This is a genomic window from Streptococcus salivarius (assembly GCF_000785515.1).
GTDB classification, from domain to species: domain Bacteria; phylum Bacillota; class Bacilli; order Lactobacillales; family Streptococcaceae; genus Streptococcus; species Streptococcus salivarius.
The window spans coordinates 1,224,154-1,241,215 of the sequence record NZ_CP009913.1 but is presented as its reverse complement, the minus strand read 5'-3'; the positions used below and the strand labels follow the sequence as shown (position 1 = coordinate 1,241,215).

Annotated in this window: 16 protein-coding genes; 13 read left to right on the top strand and 3 right to left on the bottom strand. The window is 38.4% G+C overall.

Annotated elements, in window-relative coordinates; genetic code table 11:
* Nucleotides 1–10 precede the first annotated feature (10 nt).
* From SSAL8618_RS05975 to SSAL8618_RS05950, 6 genes are all read left to right on the top strand, one after another.
* On the top strand, nt 11–2,080 hold the full coding sequence (locus SSAL8618_RS05975; protein ID WP_038676159.1) for a CAP domain-containing protein: 2,070 nt from the start codon (nt 11–13) through the stop codon (nt 2,078–2,080).
* A 126-nt stretch (nt 2,081–2,206) separates the two neighbouring features.
* Nucleotides 2,207–2,977, top strand: a complete 771-nt coding sequence (locus SSAL8618_RS05970) for a DUF1003 domain-containing protein (protein WP_022496681.1) — start codon at nt 2,207–2,209, stop codon at nt 2,975–2,977.
* Complete coding sequence (gene rapZ, locus SSAL8618_RS05965) at nt 2,958–3,848, top strand: RNase adapter RapZ (protein ID WP_037611380.1); 891 nt, start codon at nt 2,958–2,960, stop codon at nt 3,846–3,848. Before SSAL8618_RS05970 ends, rapZ begins: the two co-directional genes overlap by 20 nt.
* Entirely contained in the window at nt 3,845–4,819 is a 975-nt protein-coding gene (locus SSAL8618_RS05960; protein ID WP_002891102.1) for a YvcK family protein, read from the top strand. The genes rapZ and SSAL8618_RS05960 overlap by 4 nt, the downstream gene beginning before the upstream one ends.
* Nucleotides 4,816–5,727, top strand: a complete 912-nt coding sequence (whiA, locus tag SSAL8618_RS05955; RefSeq protein ID WP_038676157.1) for a DNA-binding protein WhiA — start codon at nt 4,816–4,818, stop codon at nt 5,725–5,727. The genes SSAL8618_RS05960 and whiA overlap by 4 nt, the downstream gene beginning before the upstream one ends.
* A gap of 17 nt (nt 5,728–5,744) precedes the next feature.
* Nucleotides 5,745–7,142: a C69 family dipeptidase gene (locus SSAL8618_RS05950; protein WP_038676155.1), complete on the top strand. Its 1,398-nt coding sequence runs from the start codon at nt 5,745–5,747 to the stop codon at nt 7,140–7,142.
* 54 nt (nt 7,143–7,196) lie between these two features.
* Here the strand turns inward: SSAL8618_RS05950 and SSAL8618_RS05945 are convergent, their stop codons facing one another.
* Nucleotides 7,197–8,018 (bottom strand): PrsW family glutamic-type intramembrane protease, encoded by an 822-nt coding sequence (locus SSAL8618_RS05945; protein ID WP_038676154.1) that lies wholly within the window; start codon nt 8,016–8,018, stop codon nt 7,197–7,199.
* 157 nt (nt 8,019–8,175) lie between these two features.
* Here SSAL8618_RS05945 and SSAL8618_RS05940 point away from each other — a divergent pair, with 157 nt between their 5' ends.
* The 3 genes from SSAL8618_RS05940 (at nt 8,176) to SSAL8618_RS05930 (ending at nt 10,794) form a co-directional block, all read left to right on the top strand.
* Nucleotides 8,176–9,720, top strand: coding sequence for a metal ABC transporter solute-binding protein, Zn/Mn family (locus SSAL8618_RS05940; RefSeq protein ID WP_038676152.1), 1,545 nt, complete (start codon nt 8,176–8,178; stop codon nt 9,718–9,720).
* A gap of 218 nt (nt 9,721–9,938) precedes the next feature.
* Nucleotides 9,939–10,337 carry a hypothetical protein gene (locus tag SSAL8618_RS05935; RefSeq protein WP_004182057.1) on the top strand — a complete coding sequence of 133 codons (399 nt, stop codon included), beginning with the start codon at nt 9,939–9,941 and terminating at the stop codon, nt 10,335–10,337.
* A 145-nt stretch (nt 10,338–10,482) separates the two neighbouring features.
* Entirely contained in the window at nt 10,483–10,794 is a 312-nt protein-coding gene (locus SSAL8618_RS05930) for a hypothetical protein (RefSeq protein WP_022496675.1), read from the top strand.
* A gap of 55 nt (nt 10,795–10,849) precedes the next feature.
* On the opposite strand, the gene SSAL8618_RS05925 is transcribed toward SSAL8618_RS05930, so the two are convergent.
* Nucleotides 10,850–11,857: a YeiH family protein gene (locus SSAL8618_RS05925; RefSeq protein WP_022496674.1), complete on the bottom strand. Its 1,008-nt coding sequence runs from the start codon at nt 11,855–11,857 to the stop codon at nt 10,850–10,852.
* Nucleotides 11,858–12,029: 172 nt separating this feature from the next.
* On the opposite strand from SSAL8618_RS05925, the gene SSAL8618_RS05920 reads away from it, so the two are divergent.
* Nucleotides 12,030–12,743 carry a glycoside hydrolase family 73 protein gene (locus SSAL8618_RS05920; protein ID WP_022496673.1) on the top strand — a complete coding sequence of 238 codons (714 nt, stop codon included), beginning with the start codon at nt 12,030–12,032 and terminating at the stop codon, nt 12,741–12,743.
* A 95-nt stretch (nt 12,744–12,838) separates the two neighbouring features.
* On the opposite strand, the gene SSAL8618_RS05915 is transcribed toward SSAL8618_RS05920, so the two are convergent.
* The gene (locus SSAL8618_RS05915) at nt 12,839–13,747 is read right to left on the bottom strand and encodes a LysR family transcriptional regulator (RefSeq protein WP_038676149.1); all 909 of its coding nucleotides are present in this window, start codon (nt 13,745–13,747) and stop codon (nt 12,839–12,841) included.
* Between the two features lie 207 nt (nt 13,748–13,954).
* On the opposite strand from SSAL8618_RS05915, the gene glmS reads away from it, so the two are divergent.
* From glmS to SSAL8618_RS05900, 3 genes are all read left to right on the top strand, one after another.
* Nucleotides 13,955–15,763 (top strand): glutamine--fructose-6-phosphate transaminase (isomerizing), encoded by a 1,809-nt coding sequence (gene glmS / locus SSAL8618_RS05910; protein WP_002891089.1) that lies wholly within the window; start codon nt 13,955–13,957, stop codon nt 15,761–15,763.
* A 117-nt stretch (nt 15,764–15,880) separates the two neighbouring features.
* Entirely contained in the window at nt 15,881–16,213 is a 333-nt protein-coding gene (locus SSAL8618_RS05905) for a zinc ribbon domain-containing protein YjdM (RefSeq protein WP_004182104.1), read from the top strand.
* Between the two features lie 201 nt (nt 16,214–16,414).
* Complete coding sequence (locus tag SSAL8618_RS05900) at nt 16,415–17,056, top strand: amino acid ABC transporter permease (RefSeq protein WP_002891087.1); 642 nt, start codon at nt 16,415–16,417, stop codon at nt 17,054–17,056.
* Nucleotides 17,057–17,062: the final 6 nt, after the last annotated feature.

Here is a 17,062-nt window from a genome sequence, read left to right as displayed (position 1 = left end):
GGAAAAGACAATGAGAAAGAGTTTACGATTATTTTCATGTGCTGTCCTAGGGGCAGCTATTTTAGCACCAACGGTAGTTGGCAACAATCATGCACAGGCCGATAGTTATTATGGACGTGGTTATTCTAATAACTATAGTTATAACTCATGGTATAACAACTATTATCCAAACTATGGTTATAACTACGGCTACAATGGCTATTATCCAGGCTATACTTACAATTATGGCTATAACTACGGTTACAATAATTACTATCCAAACTATAACTATGGCTATAATTATAACTATAATTATGGCTATAACAACTATAATCCTGGTTACAACAACTACAACGAATCAGGTACTTACCGCTATAGCAATGGTTATTTGTACTACATTTTGAGTGATGGTAGCTACTATGTTAACTATAACGGTCGTTGGGTTCGTGGTGGTGACTATAATAACAACAATAGTGGTTCTAACAATACACCAACGACAGGTTATGAGGTTTTGAGAAATGACCCTCACTACCGTTATGAAAATGGTACTCACTATTATTTGAAAGATAATGGCGATTATTACTATTATTCAAATGGTAAGTGGGTGCTTGTTAAGGCTTCAAGCACAGATTCTGAAGCTCCAACAACTTCAACTGTAGATTCAACGTCATCAGCAAGCTCAGAAGCACCATCAATGGTTGATTCAACGTCATCAGCAACTTCAGAAGCACCATCAATGGTTGATTCAACTTCGTCTGCAACTTCAGAGTCACCATCGATGGTTGATTCAACGTCATCAGCAACTTCAGAAGCACCATCAACTGTAGATTCAACGTCATCAGCAACTTCAGAAGCACCATCAACAGTTGATTCAACATCATCAGCAACTTCAGAGTCACCATCGATGGTTGATTCAACGTCATCAGCAACTTCAGAAGCACCATCAACTGTAGATTCAACGTCATCAGCAACTTCAGAAGCACCATCAACTGTAGATTCAACGTCATCAGCAACTTCAGAAGCACCATCAACAGGTAATTCAACCTCAGCCACAACTTCAGATGCTGCTTCAACAGGTAATTCAACTTCAGGAATCACCTCAGACTCAGTTGCAAGTTCAGAAACAGGTTCTACATCAGAAACAAGTTCAGAAGCTCCTGAACTTGAAAAACCACCATATGCACCTGAAACCAACATTGACTATGACAAGTTGCCAAAACCAACATTGCCACCAACAGATTATCGCATGTATTCAGATCCACGATTTGTAGATGACAACGGTACCTATTACTACCGTGTGGCATTGACAGATGAAGATAATGCGCGTGGTATCGATGGTTACTACAAATGGGTTGATGGTAAATGGAAACTCTACAATGGTACTGCCAATGATGACCCTGAGCTTGATCCAGATTTCCATAAACCAGCAGGAAACGACGAATACATGTACGATGATAATGCATCAAGTGTTAAGTTGTATTCTGAAAATGTAGTTGGTACTGGTAAAGCTGGTGAAGCTCTTCCATTCCAAAATGTGGATGAATTCAAAGATTATGTTATTAAGAATTTTGCTCCAAAATTCTTAGATAATGCTGGCTGGGATTGTAATGTAACTTGGGAAATTGAAGATGTTGACAACTTCAACGCTTCTAAGGGCAGTGCTTGGGCACGTGACTATGTTATTACAGCTAATCTCAAGAGCGGTGTTGACGACAAAAAATATAGTGATGTTGAATTTGGTTATGTTAAATTTGTTTATCATGTAGAACCAACTGAAAACTCTGATTATGTTGAAGTTGACTCAGCTAAGGCTGCCTTTAATGAAATCAATGCGCAACGTACAGCTGCTGGTTTGCCAGCACTTACATGGTCTGATGATCTTTACAATAGCACAACCCTTCCACATGCCAAAGATATTTCACACACTTACAACAGTGATGGTATTGTTTACCGTCGTGAATCTGATGGTTCAGTTGTAGCCAATAAATGGTTGAGTAGTGGTATTCGTGAACTTCTCATGAGTCCAGATGCTACTCAAGCAGCAGTAGCTTGTGTTGTCGCTGGTGACGGTACTTACTACTGGACTTTAAATTACCAATAAGAAGAGTTTAAATTAATTGTCCCAATAATTGAGGAGTCTGAGGTTAGTCTTGGACTCTTTTCCTTTATCTATTGAACGTTTAAGCTTTCAATATGGTATAATAGAGCCTAGAAAGAAGGCGAAAATATACAGGTTAAGAGAGTTCAGGATTATATCTCTAAAGAGTGGTTCGATGAAACCGATGGCTCTTATTTCGAACGTCTAAATAGTCGTTTGCAGGTGCTTTTGAAAAAAGATTACCCTGATTTACAAGGACATGATTTTATTAGTAATATCAGCCTTTTGGATTATAGGTTAGTTTTTCTAGATGAAGTTATTGCTAATGCTAATGAGAAAAACGAACATGTTCGGGAAACCGTTCACGATGTGACCAAGAGTTTATTGTACGAGGATCAAGACATCCAGGAACAGTTGGATAGTAGGATTACTTTTGGTCAAAAAGTGGCGGATGAAGTGGCCCGATTTGGTGGATCTTGGACTTTTATCTTGTCTTTCGTTGCTTTTATGGCTATTTGGATGGGGCTGAATGTTGTACAACCCTTTGGGATTGCCTTTGATAAGTATCCATTTATTCTGTTGAATCTGGCCTTGTCTACTCTAGCAGCTGTTCAGGCACCTTTGATTATGATGAGTCAGAATCGAGCATCGGATTACGACCGTTTACAAGCGCGTAACGACTATCATGTCAATACCCAGTCTAAGGAAGAAATCCGACTTTTGCATGAAAAAATAGACCACTTGGTTCAACAAGACCAATCAGATCTTCTGACAATTCAAAAATTGCAGACAGAAATGATTATGGGGGTTAGCCAACAAGTTGAGAAGATGTCAGACGTTATTCGTGTCTTGAAAGAAGAAAGATTAGAAAGGGAGTCTCATGGGAACGAAAAAAATTAATTTAGTTGTTGTAACAGGGATGAGTGGTGCAGGTAAGACTGTAGCAATTCAATCCTTTGAGGATATTGGATACTTCACCATTGATAATATGCCCCCCTCTTTGGTACCTAAGGTTATCGAATTGGTAAAACATAGTGAAGAGACAGACAAGATTGCTCTTGTTGTTGACATGCGTAGTCGCTTGTTTTTCGATGAGATTAACGATATTCTGGATAAATTGGAAAGTAATGAGGAACTTAATTTCAAGATTCTATTCTTGGATGCCACTGATGGTGAATTGGTTTCTCGTTATAAAGAGACACGTCGTAGCCACCCATTGGCGGCAGATGGTCGTGTTTTGGATGGCATTAAGCTTGAGCGTGAGCTTTTGTCACCGCTTAAGAGCTTAAGTCAAAACGTGGTTGATACGACAGAATTAACTCCACGCCAGTTGCGTAAGGCTATTTCTGAACAGTTCTCATCTGAACAAGACCAATCTTCTTTCCGTATTGAAGTTTTGAGTTTTGGTTTTAAATATGGATTGCCATTAGATGCAGATCTAGTTTTTGATGTCCGTTTCTTGCCAAACCCTTATTATGATCCTGCACTTCGTAACCTCACAGGTTTGGATAAAGAGGTTTTTGATTACGTCATGAACCATAAGGAATCGGAAGACTTTTACAATCATTTGACACAGCTTATTAAACCAATCTTACCTGGTTACAAAAAAGAAGGTAAGTCTGTTCTTACCATTGCTGTTGGCTGCACAGGTGGTCAACACCGTAGTGTAGCCTTTGCACATCGTTTGGCTCAAGATTTGAAAAATGATTGGACAGTCAATGAAACACATCGTGATAAGGATCGACGTAAGGAGACAGTGAATCGTTCATGAAAAAACCAAGAATTACAGTAATAGGTGGGGGAACTGGTATCCCAGTCATTCTTCGTAGTTTGCGTCATAAGGATGTTGATATCACTGCTGTGGTAACTGTAGCTGATGATGGCGGTTCTTCGGGAGATTTGCGTGATATCATGCAACTGACACCTCCAGGGGATTTGCGTAATGTTTTGGTAGCTATGAGTGATATGCCTAAACTTTATGAAAGAGTTTTCCAATATCGTTTTGATAAAACCGATGGTGCTTTGGCTGGTCATCCACTCGGAAACCTAATCATCGCTGGAATTTCAGAAATGCAGGGCTCTACCTATAATGCCATGCAGCTTCTGACGAAGTTCTTCCACGTTACAGGAAAAATTTATCCTGCTAGTGAGACAGCTTTGACGCTTCATGCCGTTTTTCAAGATGGTCATGAAGTAGCAGGGGAGAGTAGTATTGCCCAGTATGATGGCATGATTGAACGCGTTTATGTGACCAATACCTATAATGACGAAGAGCCTAAGGCCAGTCGTAAGGTTGTTGATGCTATTATGAATAGTGATATGATTGTTTTGGGTCCTGGATCTCTTTATACATCGATTTTGCCCAACCTAGTTATACCAGAGATTCGTCAGGCCCTTATTGAGACCAAGGCTGATGTGACTTACATTTGTAATATTATGACTCAGTACGGAGAAACGGAACAATTCTCAGATGCCGACCATGTGGCTGTTCTTAATCGTCATCTTGGCTCTGATGTGATTGACAATGTCTTAGTTAACATCAAGAAAGTGCCTAAGGAATACATGGCTAGTAATAAATTTGATGAATACCTTGTTCAGGTTGAGCATGATTTTGAGGGCTTACGTCGTGAAGCTAAAACAGTTGTGTCTTCTAATTTTTTGCGACTTGAAAATGGTGGTGCCTTCCACCATGGTGACTTGGTAGTGGATGAGCTCATGCATCTAGTGAGGAACAAGTCATGAGTTTCACAATTAAGGTTAAAGAAGAGATAATTGCTGCTTCAAGCAAAGACAAGGCTGAGTTGTCAGCATTGATTAAGATGTCTGGTTCGGTTGGATTGACTAATCAAGGCTTGACTCTTTCCATCTCAACAGAAAATGCAAAGATTGCGCGACATATCTACCAATTAATGGAAAGTCGTTATCAGAGTAATCCTGAATTGAGACATCACAACAAGACCAATCTCAAGAAAAATCGTGTTTACACGGTTTTTGTCGCTGACCATGTCAATGATATTTTGTCCGATTTACAATTGGCGGATTCTTTCTTTGGCTTTGAAACAGGCATTGAAACATCAGTAATGGAAGATGACGAAGCTGGAAGATCCTATTTACGAGGCGCTTTTTTGGCAACCGGAACGGTACGTGATCCTGAAAAGGGACGTTATCAATTAGAAATTTTTTCCGTTTACCAAGACCACGCAGAGGATTTAGCTTCTCTCATGAAAAAATTTATGCTCGATGCTAAGGTTTTGAGTCATAAAAATGGGTTTGTGACCTATCTTCAAAAAGCTGAGGACATTATGGATTTTCTCCTTGTTATCGGCGCAATGAACTCTAAAGATGCCTTCGAAGAGGTCAAAATTATGCGAGAAACCAGAAATGATCTGAATCGTGCCAATAATGCGGAAACAGCCAATATTGCTAGAACGATTAGTGCTAGTATGAAAACAATTAATAATATTATCAAGATTATGGATACGGTTGGCTTGGAGATTTTACCGGTAGAGCTACGCCAAATTGCCCAACTTCGTATTGCCAACCCAGATTACTCTATCCAGCAGATCGCAGATAGTATAGAACCTCCTCTGACCAAGAGTGGTGTTAACCATCGTCTCAGAAAAATCAATAAGATTGCCGACGATTTGTAAGTAGAAAGGAAGCTTTTATGGCTTGTACAACGATTTTAGTAGGTAAGAAAGCCTCATATGACGGCTCTACCATGATTGCACGTACTGAGGATTCTCAATCAGGCGTTTTTACGCCCAAAGAATTTCTCGTCGTGACCCCAGAAGACCAACCGCGTCATTACCAGTCTGTGCTTAGCAATTTTTCAATTGATTTGCCAGATAATCCTCTACGTTATACCTCTGTCCCAGATGCGCTTGGGAAAGACGGTATTTGGGGTGAAGCTGGTATTAACTCAGCTAATGTTGCCATGAGTGCAACAGAAACAATCACGACTAATGCGCGTGTTCTCGGCGCTGATCCTCTTGTTAAAGATGGTTTTGGAGAAGAGGATATGTTGACTTTGGTCTTGCCATATATCAAGACGGCGCGTGAAGGTGTCCTTCGTTTGGGACAACTCCTTGAAACTTACGGAACTTACGAGTCTAATGGGATTGCTTTTTCAGACACTGAAGAAATTTGGTGGTTGGAAACAATTGGTGGTCACCATTGGATTGCAAGACGTGTTCCAGACGATGCCTATGTTACTAATCCAAACCAACTAGGTATCGATCACTATGAGTTTGAAAATCCAGACGACTATCTTGCCTCACCAGACATTCGAAATTTTATTAATAAACATCACTTGGATTTGACTTATTCTAATGAACACTTTAATCCACGTTATGCTTTTGGTAGCCAACGAGATAAGGATCGTCATTATAATACACCACGCGCCTGGGCTATGCAGAAATTTTTGAACCCAGAAAAAGACTATGATCCAAAATCATTCTTTATTCCATGGTGCCAAAAACCATACCGCAAAATTACAGTTGAAGATGTTAAATACGTTTTGAGTCTTCATTACCAAGATACACCTTACGATCCTTATGGACCTCAAGGAGATGCGGTGAGTCAACGCCAATTCCGTCCAATCGGTATCAACCGTACTAGTCAAACAGCTCTCTTGCAAATGCGTCCTAACAAACCATCAGAAACGACAGGAATTCAGTGGTTAGCCTATGGATCAATGCCATTTGGTACAATGGTGCCATTCTGGACTCAAGTCGGAACAACACCTGCTTATTTCCGTCAAACAACTGATAAAGTGGATACAGGTAATTTCTACTGGAGTAATCGCTTGATTGCTGCTATCTGTGATCCTCATTTCCAACGGCATGAAGCTGATTTGGATGCTTATGTAGAAACAACTATGGCTCTTGGCCATGCTATGATTAATCATGTAGATACTGCTTTAGCAAATGGTGAGAGTATTGATTTTGAAGCTGAAAATCAAAAAATTAGTGATAAGATTCAGTCAGAAACAGATAAACTATTGGCAAAAGTCTTAGATGATGCAAGTAATTTGATGACCAATCGTTTTTCTATGAGTGATTAAAGTCATAAAAAAGCCTTTCCATAAAATTGGAAAGGTTTTTTAGTATTGTAAACATTACTTGTTTTCTTTATCCAGTTTCGAGAGGAGCTGATAAAGCGTAATAAAGAAGAAAAGATTGAGTGAAATGAGAAGGCCTGATGCCCATGGCAAATCGCTTTCTAAATTTCGAAGAGGTGAATTCCAAGCAAAGTGAGCAGCAAAAGCACCGCAAGCATAAAGTATACCAATAAGACTGTATTTAGAATTAATGAGTTTTTGACGGGAACGCCATATAAGGACTAGCCCCATAGCAAGGAAGGATGTGTAAAGCCAGTGAGACGATACGGCACCAATAGTTCGACCAAGAATACCTGAAATCGTATAAGAAAAACCATCAGGCAAATCTGAAAGAATATAGGAGAAGTCTTCACTAATCTGGAAGCCAAGACCTGCCGTAATAGCAACAAGCAAGATCCCCTTGTAACTTTTCGTTGGTACCATATAGATAGCAAAGAGAAAAGCTGCCAGTTTTAGGGGTTCTTCAACTAGGGGAGCCATAAGGGCATCCTCAAAGCGGTAGAAGAAGCTCTTTGAAGAAAGATGAGCAGTCACCCAGTCGTGAGAAATGGTATTGGCATAACCAGCTATCCATCCTGTGATAAAGACTCCACCAATTAGAGCAAATATGAGAACAAGTGGTTTCACCTGCCATCTCTTGCCTAAGTACAGAATCAGAAATATTCCTGGTAGGATATAACATAAGGCAATTAGTGTTGATAGTCCAATAATACCGTATGCTGAACCAGACAAGGCACCTGAGGTGTATGATTGCGTATCATAAGTCAGGCCTATGGCTGAAAGCAATAAAAAAAGATATAGGATTAATTTTCGAAACATGTATAACCTACTTTCCAAATGATATTTCCAGTATATCAAATAATTCTTTCTCGTCGAAATATTTCAATTTTTTTATTTTAGGACTTGCAAAATAAATGAAGTGTGATATACTTAACCAGTAAACTATTAACTGGTTAAGTATTTTGAAAGGAATATCATGAAGAAGAAACGCATTTTTGGCCTAGCAGGATTAGCAGCAGTTGTTTTAGCTGCTGGTGCAGGTATTTATTATACGACTAGTCACCACGGTTCAAAAGGAAATGGTGATTTGAAAGTTGTGACGAGCTTTTACCCTGTTTATGAATTTACCAAGCAGGTTGTAGGAGATGAGGGAGAGGTGTCTTATCTCATTCCTGCTGGAAGTGAAGCCCACGATTTCCAACCATCTACTAAGAATGTCGCTGACATTGAAAAAGCAGACACTTTTGTCTACCTAAATGAAAATATGGAAACCTGGGTTCCAAAAGTTGAAAAGTCTATCAACACAAAAAATACAAAAGTCATTAAGGCAAGTCAAGGCATGGTTCTTTTACCTGGAACAGAGGAAGAAGATCATGATCATGGTGGAGAAGAACATCACCACGAATATGATCCCCATGTTTGGCTCTCACCTAAACGTTCTCAAAAATTAGTTGAAACTATTAGAGACGGTTTGATTGCTCAGCATCCAGATAAAAAAGCAGTCTTTACAACCAATGCCGAGAAATACCTTAAAAAATTAAAGACTTTGGATAAGGAGTATACTGAAGCCTTTAGTCAAGCAAAACAGAAAAGTTTTGTTACTCAGCACGCAGCTTTTGCCTACCTTGCTTTAGATTACGGTTTGACACAGGTACCAATTTTAGGTGTTTCAGCTGAGTCCGACCCTTCTGCAAAACGTATCGCTAGCCTTTCTAAGTATGTCAAAGAATATGATATTAACTATATCTATTTTGAGGAAAATGCTTCAAGTAGTGTTGCTAAAACCTTAGCTAACGAAGTAGGAGTTAAGACAGCAGTTTTAAATCCAATTGAATCACTAACTAAGGAACAGTTGAAAAAAGGTGAAGACTATGTCAGTGTTATGACTGAGAACCTAAAAAATCTTCGTTTAACAACGGACGTTGAAGGTAAAGCTATCCAACCTGAAACGGGAAGTGATGACAATAAAACGGTTCAAAATGGTTACTTCGATGACAAAGATGTTAAAGATAGAGAACTTTCGGATTGGTCTGGTGAGTGGCAATCGGTTTATCCTTATCTTCAAGATGGTACTTTAGATCAAGTATTTGAATACAAATCTCTATTAAATAAAGATAAAACTGCACAAGAGTACAAAGAATACTACACTAAGGGCTATCAAACAGACGTTTCTAAAATTGCTATTGATGGTAAAAAGATGACCATGACTTTCACAAAGAATGATGGAAGCAGTGTGACACACACTTATCGTTATGATGGGTATAAGATTTTGACCTATGCTTCTGGTAAAAAAGGTGTTCGTTATCTCTTTACAGCAACTGATAGTCAAGCAGCAGATAACCCTTACCAGTATGTCCAATTTTCAGATCATCAAATAGATCCAACAACTTCAGCACATTTCCATATTTTCTTTGGAAATAGTAGCCAAGATGAGATTCTAAAAGAAATGGATAATTGGCCAACTTACTATCCTGGAAAACTTAGTGGCTTTGAAATTGCACAAGAAATGGTCAGCCATTAATACTAGAAATGCACTCATTCGTGAGTGTTTTTCTTTTTTTAAAAAATCTTTCATTTCTTAAACTCTTAGAAAATCGCTAGTGTCATTATTTTTAAATAGAAATTTAAAGCATGGTATTTTTTCTAAAAAAATCCTGTAAAAAATTAAATAATTACTACATTTTTTCATTCTTTAGTGGTACAATAATAGTACGATTTTCAGATGACCAGGAGAGACCCATGAACCAGTATTTAGTAGCGATACATTATATTCAACTGCTTCAAGCAGAACTCGATATTCTAAATCATGATGCACGCTTGCTTTTTGATTTAAAGATTGAACCAAATCTTGCTAAACGAGAGCTTGCTGACTTGAAAGTATCCCTATCTAAATTATCTGACAAAAACCTTTATATCGAAGGTACAATCTGGTATCAACCAAGTTTGTTTGCAATCATTGATCAAAATTTAGGGGTTATTGATGACTGGCTCAAGGAATTAGATGACTTCTTTGAATTTACCTATAGTACAACAGTTTTCACTGTTTTGAAAGAAAATGAAAATCGAAGTTACGACTTATTACTTGGTCTCTATAGCCGTCTTGAATACGTTATTTCAGAAATAAAAAATAGCCGTTAGTCATCTAACGGCTTTTAGTATATAGAAAAATATAGGTTCTGTTTTAAATATCAAATAATTTGACAAAATACCCAAATGTGTGTAAAATAAAATTTGAAAATACTCTAATAAAAATAATGTTAAGTTAAAGGAAGATAACAACTAAGTGAGTAAACAGGGGTTGAAATTGGGGGCTTTTGTTAAATATTATTTGGTGAGCCTTGCGTCACTGAGCTTTTTATGTCTTATTTTGTATGGGCTATATTCTTTAAATGGGCTCATTCCTTTTTCTCTAGACAGAACTTCAAGTCTTGAAGTAAAGCATTATTCAGGGCAGACCACCTCTTCTGTAAAAAAAGATGGTGATTATAAGGTTCAGGATATTAGTGGTGAAACTAAGAGTTACAATGTTGATTTGAAAGTAACAAACGATGGGGACAAGGTTATTCAAACCTATGTCTTTGAGTATAAAAAATGATTCTATAATAAAAACTCACAAACTTAGCAAGATTGTGAGTTTTTTTAGATGTCTTTTACCAAAGTCCTAATAGCTTTTGCATGAGAAGAGAAGCAAGACTGATTAATAACCAACAAACTCCTCCCACTAGAAGTGCTGAGCCTCCTTTAGTGATTAGTTGTTTGAGATTTGTTTGGAAACCAATAGCTGCCATGGCCATAACAATCATAAATTTCGAAAGGTCTTTTAAAGGTGAAAAGACGGCAGGTGTTACACCGAGTGACATTGAAACAGTTGTAATCAGTGAGGCCAAAAGGAACCAAAGGATAAAGTTAGGCACTGCTTTGGCTAGCGAGAATGCTTCCTTTGTATTGTCCTTTCGCGACTGCCATACAGAAAGCCCAAGAGTTATAGGGATGATAGCAAGCGTTCGAGTCAACTTAACAATTGTTGCCTGCTCTAGAATGGATGTTCCATGTAAGCTATCCCAAGAGCTGGCTGTAGCAGTTACAGAAGAAGTATCGTTGACAGCTGTTCCAGCAAATATGGCAAAGCCTTGATTACTAAGTCCCAACCAGGATCCCAAGTGAGGGAAGAGTAGAGCTGCTAAGATATTGAAAAAGAAAATTACAGAGATTGCTGTTGCAATAGATTCATCTTTAGCCTTGATTACAGGAGCAGTTGCAGCGATAGCAGATCCCCCACAAATAGAAGAACCAACACCTACTAAAGTAGCAATTTCACTATCTAGCTTGAACACGCGATGGACGACATAAGCAGTAAGCAGTGCTGTAGTAATAGTTACTAGAATAATGGGAAGTGATGTTACGCCAACCTTAAAGACTTGGGAAAGATTTAGTCCAAATCCAAGAAGAATAACAGCGTATTGTAATACTTTTTTAGAAGTGAATTGCATTCCTGCTTTAAGTTTCTGTGAATCTCTTAGAATTATTCCTAGCAGAAGTCCTATAAATAAACCAAGGACAGGTCCACCAATGATAGGGAACAAGTTTCCAAGGAACCATGCTAGGAGAGATATAAGTATTGCAATACTTAATCCGAGTAAGAATTCTTTTATTTTCATTCATCTATCTCCTTAAAATTTGACTATATTATAGCTTATTATAAATATGATGTAAAGATGACATTTGCTTTATTTATCAAGGAAAATAGGTCTGAAAGTTGCGACTTGTCAGTTTTTCTGATAGAATAGTATTAAAATATTATAATCGAAAATATTATGAAGGAAGGGTTGTATGTATCGTCATTTAAAGAAGTATATGATTTTTATCGTGGGAGCTTTTATGTGTTCACTTTTTTTGGTTCTAGCTTTCACAACAGATAGAAAAAATGATAACAGTGTTAATGCTAAAGCTGAAGCTGCCTACAATCAAACTACGACGGCTTTTATTGATAGTATCGGAGAGACTGCTAGACAGATTGGTCAAGATTACAATATCTATGCTTCTGTTCTAATTGCTCAAGCCATTCTGGAATCAAATTCAGGTCAGTCAGGTTTGAGTCAAGCTCCTTATTACAACTTCTTCGGGATTAAGGGCTCTTATAACGGGAATTCTGTGACCATGCGTACTTGGGAAGACGATGGTACAGGGAAGACTTATGAGATTGATGAACCTTTCCGTTCTTATGGAAGTCTAAGTGATTCTTTAGCCGATTATGCTGCTTTGATGACGTCATCAACTTATGCTGGTACATGGAAATCAAATACAAGTAGTTATGCAGATGCCACTCAAGCACTGACAGGAACTTATGCAACTGACAGTCTTTACGCTTCTAAATTAAATAGCATTATTGCATACTATGGTTTGACTGCCTACGATCAAGCTCCAGTTACTCAAGCAACTGCTTCAACAAGTGGCCTTGTTTGGAATAGCTATAGAGGCTCATACACAGATGCTGAGACCTTATCTATAGATGAGGCTTGGGCAAGCTATAAAAATTATAAATAATGATGAGAGTCGAAAGGCTCTTTTTTTGTGCACCAAAATTGAATAGTTTGGGCGATAAAAAGTCCCCAACATTATATGCTGGGGACTAACATCTATTAGTTGTCAAAAGTGACTTCTTTAACGAGGTTATCTAGGAATTTTTCCCCCATTTTAGAGAGGGTTGCCTTTTCATGCTTCAAGTAAACAATATCAATCTCATCATCAATATCAAGCGGGATAGAGACAATGTTATCACCATTCAAATTACTATTTAAAATACCTGTAGCAATGGTATAACCATCCAAACCGATTAATAGGTTGAAGAGTGTCGCGCGGTCTGAAACCACGATGGATTTTTTATGGGGAATCTGAGAGAGAATTTCTTCAGAATAGTAGAAGGAATTATGAATCCCTTGGTCGTAGCTAAGGTATGGGAAGTCTTCTAAATCTTCTAAAGAGACAACTTCATGCTTAGCCAAGGGATTTGACTTGCTGACAAAGATATGTGGTCTAGCTTTGAAGAGACTGGTATATGTGAGACGGTTGTCGTCAAACATCTTAGTCAAGACATCTCGGTTATAGCTGTTAAGGAAGAGAACACCAATTTCTGAACGGAAGTTTTTAACGTCCTCAATAATTTCGTAAGTACGTGTTTCACGTAAGAAGAGCTCGTAACGTGTCATATCAGCTCTCTTGAGAAGTGAGACGAAGGCATTGACAACAAAAGCGTAGTGTTGAGAGGAAACACTAAACAATTCACGTGTCTCTGTGTGACTCTTGTAGCGTTCTTCCAAGTGATTCGTTTGTTCCACTACCTGACGGGCATAAGAGAGAAATTCAACGCCATCCTTGGTTAAGGTGATTCCCTTAGGGTTACGGATAAAGATATCAATTCCCATTTCTCTTTCCAAGTCACGAACAGCATTTGAAAGACTTGGTTGCGTAATGAAAAGTTGTTTTGCAGCTTCATTCATTGAGCCGGTTTCGACGATTTTGATAATATAATGTAATTGTTGAATTCGCATAGCCTTATTATAGCATATTTTAAGGATTATTCCTTAGGATAAGAGGCAAGTAAAAGGTCTTTTTAGGACTATACCAATTTTTATACTTGACAATGTCAAATATATGCAATATACTGTCCTCGTTAAGCTTTTTAAAGAGCTTATTGACTATACCAATTTTAAATGAAGGAGACATGACCTCTTTGATCTGAGGTTATTATTAAAAATATGTGTGGAATTGTTGGTGTTGTAGGTAACACAAATGCAACTGATATCTTGATTCAAGGACTTGAAAAGCTAGAATACCGTGGTTATGATTCAGCTGGTATCTTTGTAGCGGGCGATGCATCTAGTCAATTGGTTAAGGCTGTTGGCCGTATTGCGGAACTTGCTGCTAAAACTGAAGGAGTAGAAGGCACAGCCGGTATTGGACATACTCGTTGGGCAACTCACGGTAAACCAACAGAGGACAATGCTCACCCACACCGCTCAGAAACAGAACGTTTCGTTTTGGTTCACAATGGTGTTATTGAAAACTATCTTGAAATTAAGGAAGAATACCTTGCTGGTCACCATTTCAAAGGTCAAACTGATACTGAAATTGCAGTTCACTTGATTGGAAAATTCGTTGAAGAAGATGGTTTGTCAACTCTTGAAGCATTCAAGAAAGCTCTTCACATTATCCGTGGATCATATGCCTTTGCCCTCATGGATTCTGAAGATGCCTCAACAATTTACGTTGCAAAAAACAAATCACCACTTTTGATTGGTCTTGGTGATGGCTATAACATGGTCTGCTCAGATGCCATGGCTATGATTCGCGAAACTAATCAATACATGGAAATTCACGATCAAGAGTTAGTTATCGTGAAAGCTGATAGTGTTGAAGTTCAAGATTATGATGGCAATGTAAAAGAACGTGATAGCTATACAGCTGAACTTGACCTATCTGATATTGGTAAAGGCACTTACCCTTACTACATGCTCAAAGAAATCGATGAGCAACCAACAGTGATGCGTAAGCTTATCCAAGCCTACACAGATGACAAGGGGCAAGTGACTGTAGATGCTGATATTATCAAGGCTGTTCAAGAGGCTGATCGTATCTATATTCTTGCGGCAGGAACATCATATCATGCTGGTTTTGCTTCTAAGAAGATGCTCGAAGAGTTGACAGATACACCAGTTGAGCTTGGTATTTCTTCTGAGTGGGGTTATGGTATGCCACTCCTTAGCAAGAAACCTCTCTTTGTTTTTATTAGCCAATCAGGTGAAACAGCAGATAGCCGTCAGGTTCTTGTTAAAGCTAACGAGTTGGGTATTCCAAGTTTGACAGTGACAAACGTTCCGGGATCTACTCTTTCTCGTGAAGCTGACCATACAATGCTTCTTCATGCTGGCCCAGAAATTGCCGTAGCTTCTACTAAAGCTTATACTGCTCAGATTGCAGCTCTTGCCTTCTTGGCTAAAGCAGTTGGTGAGGCTAATGGCAATGAAAAAGCTAAAGCTTTTGACTTGGTACATGAATTGTCACTTGTAGCACAATCTATCGAATCAACACTCTCTGAAAAAGAAGTCATTGACGAGAAAGTGGCAGCTCTCCTTGCAGAAACACGTAACGCTTTCTATATTGGTCGTGGTCAAGATTACTACGTTGCTATGGAAGCTAGTCTTAAATTGAAAGAAATCTCATATATCCAATGTGAAGGTTTTGCAGCAGGTGAGTTGAAACACGGAACAATCGCTTTGATCGAAGATGGTACACCTGTTATTGCCCTCTTGTCTGACGCTGTTCTTGCTAGCCACACTCGTGGTAATATCCAAGAGGTAGCAGCACGTGGTGCGAAAGTGTTGACTATTGCTGAGGAAAATGTTGCTAAAGAAGGTGATGACATCGTTCTTAATAACGTTCACCCTTACTTGTCACCAATTTCAATGGTTGTACCGACACAATTGATTGCTTATTTTGCAACACTCCATCGTGGACTCGACGTCGATAAACCACGTAACTTGGCTAAATCAGTTACTGTTGAATAAAAATACCAACATCTCTTACAGTGTAAGGGATGTTGTTTGTTTTTATCGTTTTCACCCTTGCTTAATTAGGAAATCTAAAGTAGAATAGTATCTATATCACAATCTTAGGAGAGAATTATGTCATTACCAAATTGTCCAAAATGTAACTCAGAGTATGTTTATGAAGATGGAATCTTGCTTGTATGTCCTGAATGTGCCTATGAGTGGAATCCAAACGAAGTTGCAGAAGAAGAAGGACTTGTGGTTCTTGATAGCAATGGCACACGTCTTGCTGACGGTGACACTGTTACAGTTATCAAAGATTTGAAAGTTAAAGGTGCGCCCAAAGATATTAAACAAGGCACACGTGTTAAAAATATTCGTTTGGTTGAAGGTGACCACAACATTGATTGTAAGATTGATGGTTTTGGTGCTATGAAACTTAAATCTGAATTTGTTAAGAAAATCTAAAATAAGCTTTAGAGATGCTAGACTTAAGTATTGTTTGTTTCTCAGGACAGACTATTTAAGTCTCTCAGGAGTGTGACTATGAACTCATTTTGAAAAATGGGTCTAGTCGCACTCCTTTTTACTATTTTCAAAATCTTATATCATTTTTTTTAAATAATTTGGTATAATATTCAACAATACTAAATAATTATAGGAGTTTATATGTCATACGTTTTGGAAGTATTACCAGCCCTTTTGAACGGTGCGGTAGTCACACTTCAAGTATTCTTCATTGTTATCGTACTGTCGATTCCATTAGGGATTGTACTTGCTTTCTTAATGCAGATTAAATTCAAACCTTTAAATTGGTTACTAACCCTTTACGTTTGGATTATGCGTGGAACCCCCCTCCTTTTACAATTGATCTTTGTTTATTACGTTCTTCCGAGTGTTGGGATTGTCTTTGACCGTCTGCCAGCTGCTATTCTTGCTTTTACGCTTAATTATGCAGCTTATTTCGCAGAGATTTTCCGTGGAGGAATCTTGGCTATTCCGAAAGGACAATATGAAGCAGCGAAAATGCTTAAACTTAGTCCTTTCCAAACTATCCGCTACATTATCCTTCCTCAGGTGGTCAAGATTGTCTTGCCAAGTATTTTTAACGAGATTATTAACTTGGTTAAGGATTCATCATTGGTTTATGTGCTTGGGGTTGGAGACCTTCTTTTGGAAAGTCGTACCGCTGCGAACCGTGATGCTACCCTAGCACCGATGTTTGTGGCTGGAGCTATCTATCTTATCCTTGTGGGTGTGGTGACTGTGGCTTCGAAACACATCGAAAAGAAATTCAACTATTATAAATAGGAGACC

Excerpts from the sequence above, each read along its gene's own strand:
- SSAL8618_RS05940 (WP_038676152.1), top strand. The coding sequence starts at position 8,176 with ATGAAGAAGAAACGCATTTTTGGCCTAGCAGGATTAGCAGCAGTTGTT.
- whiA (WP_038676157.1), top strand. The coding sequence starts at position 4,816 with ATGAGTTTCACAATTAAGGTTAAAGAAGAGATAATTGCTGCTTCAAGC.
- SSAL8618_RS05900 (WP_002891087.1), top strand. The coding sequence starts at position 16,415 with ATGTCATACGTTTTGGAAGTATTACCAGCCCTTTTGAACGGTGCGGTA.
- SSAL8618_RS05950 (WP_038676155.1), top strand. The coding sequence starts at position 5,745 with ATGGCTTGTACAACGATTTTAGTAGGTAAGAAAGCCTCATATGACGGC.
- SSAL8618_RS05920 (WP_022496673.1), top strand. The coding sequence starts at position 12,030 with ATGTATCGTCATTTAAAGAAGTATATGATTTTTATCGTGGGAGCTTTT.
- SSAL8618_RS05905 (WP_004182104.1), top strand. The coding sequence starts at position 15,881 with ATGTCATTACCAAATTGTCCAAAATGTAACTCAGAGTATGTTTATGAA.
- SSAL8618_RS05925 (WP_022496674.1), bottom strand. The coding sequence starts at position 11,857 with ATGAAAATAAAAGAATTCTTACTCGGATTAAGTATTGCAATACTTATA.
- SSAL8618_RS05935 (WP_004182057.1), top strand. The coding sequence starts at position 9,939 with ATGAACCAGTATTTAGTAGCGATACATTATATTCAACTGCTTCAAGCA.
- glmS (WP_002891089.1), top strand. The coding sequence starts at position 13,955 with ATGTGTGGAATTGTTGGTGTTGTAGGTAACACAAATGCAACTGATATC.
- rapZ (WP_037611380.1), top strand. The coding sequence starts at position 2,958 with ATGGGAACGAAAAAAATTAATTTAGTTGTTGTAACAGGGATGAGTGGT.
- SSAL8618_RS05975 (WP_038676159.1), top strand. The coding sequence starts at position 11 with ATGAGAAAGAGTTTACGATTATTTTCATGTGCTGTCCTAGGGGCAGCT.
- SSAL8618_RS05960 (WP_002891102.1), top strand. The coding sequence starts at position 3,845 with ATGAAAAAACCAAGAATTACAGTAATAGGTGGGGGAACTGGTATCCCA.
- SSAL8618_RS05945 (WP_038676154.1), bottom strand. The coding sequence starts at position 8,018 with ATGTTTCGAAAATTAATCCTATATCTTTTTTTATTGCTTTCAGCCATA.
- SSAL8618_RS05915 (WP_038676149.1), bottom strand. The coding sequence starts at position 13,747 with ATGCGAATTCAACAATTACATTATATTATCAAAATCGTCGAAACCGGC.